Genomic DNA, 2,594 nt, shown 5'->3' with positions numbered 1-2,594 from the left:
CAGGGCGTTTGAGTTGCACGCTCTAGACCCGAAGCGGAGTGATCTAGCCATGGGCAGGTTGAAGCGGAGGTAAGACTTCGTGGAGGACCGAACCCACCAGGGTTGAAAACCTGGGGGATGACCTGTGGTTAGGGGTGAAAGGCCAATCAAACTCCGTGATAGCTGGTTCTCCCCGAAATGCATTTAGGTGCAGCGTCGTGTGTTTCTTGCCGGAGGTAGAGCACTGGATAGGCGATGGGCCCTACCGGGTTACTGACCTTAGCCAAACTCCGAATGCCGGTAAGTGAGAGCGCGGCAGTGAGACTGTGGGGGATAAGCTCCATGGTCGAGAGGGAAACAGCCCAGAGCATCGACTAAGGCCCCTAAGCGTACGCTAAGTGGGAAAGGATGTGGAGTCGCAGAGACAACCAGGAGGTTGGCTTAGAAGCAGCCACCCTTGAAAGAGTGCGTAATAGCTCACTGGTCAAGTGATTCCGCGCCGACAATGTAGCGGGGCTCAAGCGTACCGCCGAAGTCGTGTCATTCGTACATATATCCCCAACGGGAGTACGGATGGGTAGGGGAGCGTCGTGTGCCGGGTGAAGCAGCCGCGGAAGCGAGTTGTGGACGGTTCACGAGTGAGAATGCAGGCATGAGTAGCGATACACACGTGAGAAACGTGTGCGCCGATTGACTAAGGGTTCCTGGGTCAAGCTGATCTGCCCAGGGTAAGTCGGGACCTAAGGCGAGGCCGACAGGCGTAGTCGATGGACAACCGGTTGATATTCCGGTACCCGCTTTGAAACGCCCAGTACTGAACCAGGCGATGCTAAGTCCGTGAAGCCGCCGGCTGAGTCTTCGGACGAGGTCGGAGTGGTGGAGCCGACGGACCAGACTTGTAGTAGGTAAGCGATGGGGTGACGCAGGAAGGTAGTCCAGCCCGGGCGGTGGTTGTCCCGGGGTAAGGGTGTAGGCCGTGTGATAGGCAAATCCGTCACACATTAAGGCTGAGACCTGATGCCGAGCCGATTGTGGTGAAGTGGATGATCCTATGCTGTCGAGAAAAGCCTCTAGCGAGTTTCATGGCGGCCCGTACCCTAAACCGACTCAGGTGGTCAGGTAGAGAATACCGAGGCGTTCGGGTGAACTATGGTTAAGGAACTCGGCAAAATGCCCCCGTAACTTCGGGAGAAGGGGGGCCATCACTGGTGATAGCACTTGCTGCTTGAGCTGGGGGTGGCCGCAGAGACCAGCGAGAAGCGACTGTTTACTAAAAACACAGGTCCGTGCGAAGCCGTAAGGCGATGTATACGGACTGACGCCTGCCCGGTGCTGGAACGTTAAGGGGACCGGTTAGTGACCTTTCGGGGTTGCGAAGCTGAGAACTTAAGCGCCAGTAAACGGCGGTGGTAACTATAACCATCCTAAGGTAGCGAAATTCCTTGTCGGGTAAGTTCCGACCTGCACGAATGGCGTAACGACTTCTCGACTGTCTCAACCATAGGCCCGGTGAAATTGCACTACGAGTAAAGATGCTCGTTTCGCGCAGCAGGACGGAAAGACCCCGGGACCTTTACTACAGTTTGATATTGGTGTTCGGTTCGGCTTGTGTAGGATAGGTGGGAGACTGTGAAGCTTGGACGCCAGTTCAGGTGGAGTCGTCGTTGAAATACCACTCTGGTCGTGCTGGATGTCTAACCTGGGTCCGTGATCCGGATCAGGGACAGTGTCTGATGGGTAGTTTAACTGGGGCGGTTGCCTCCTAAAGAGTAACGGAGGCGCCCAAAGGTTCCCTCAGCCTGGTTGGCAATCAGGTGTTGAGTGTAAGTGCACAAGGGAGCTTGACTGTGAGACCGACGGGTCGAGCAGGGACGAAAGTCGGGACTAGTGATCCGGCGGTGGCTTGTGGAAGCGCCGTCGCTCAACGGATAAAAGGTACCCCGGGGATAACAGGCTGATCTTCCCCAAGAGTCCATATCGACGGGATGGTTTGGCACCTCGATGTCGGCTCGTCGCATCCTGGGGCTGGAGTCGGTCCCAAGGGTTGGGCTGTTCGCCCATTAAAGCGGTACGCGAGCTGGGTTTAGAACGTCGTGAGACAGTTCGGTCCCTATCCGCTGTGCGCGTAGGAATATTGAGAAGGGCTGTCCCTAGTACGAGAGGACCGGGACGGACGAACCTCTGGTGTGCCAGTTGTCCTGCCAAGGGCATGGCTGGTTGGCTACGTTCGGAAAGGATAACCGCTGAAAGCATCTAAGCGGGAAGCCTGCTTCGAGATGAGTATTCCCACCTCCTTGAGAGGGTAAGGCTCCCAGTAGACGACTGGGTTGATAGGCCGGATATGGAAGCCCTGTAAGGGGTGGAGTTGACCGGTACTAATAGGCCGAGGGCTTGTCCTCAGTTGCTCGCGTCCACTGTGTTAGTTCTGAAGTAACGAACTCGCCCGACCCCTCGTGTGGGGTTGCCGGCTGGTAGTTCGGATATCTTCATAGTGTTTCGGTGGTCATTGCGTTAGGGAAACGCCCGGTTACATTCCGAACCCGGAAGCTAAGCCTTTCAGCGCCGATGGTACTGCAGGGGGGACCCTGTGGGAGAGTAGGACGCCGCCGAACAAT

General features: G+C 56.5%; 2 rRNA genes. Both read left to right on the top strand.

What is annotated here, in order from left to right:
• A 23S ribosomal RNA gene (locus tag ACFYOP_RS33665) occupies window positions 1-2,366 on the top strand.
• Between the two features lie 108 nt (window positions 2,367-2,474).
• Window positions 2,475-2,591 (top strand): 5S ribosomal RNA (rrf, locus tag ACFYOP_RS33660).
• Window positions 2,592-2,594: the final 3 nt, after the last annotated feature.

It is taken from the genome of Streptomyces sp. NPDC006294 (assembly GCF_042870895.1).
Taxonomy (GTDB): Bacteria; Actinomycetota; Actinomycetes; order Streptomycetales; family Streptomycetaceae; genus Streptomyces.
The sequence above is the reverse complement of the archived record's forward strand: the minus strand, read 5'-3'. Positions and strand labels throughout refer to the sequence as shown.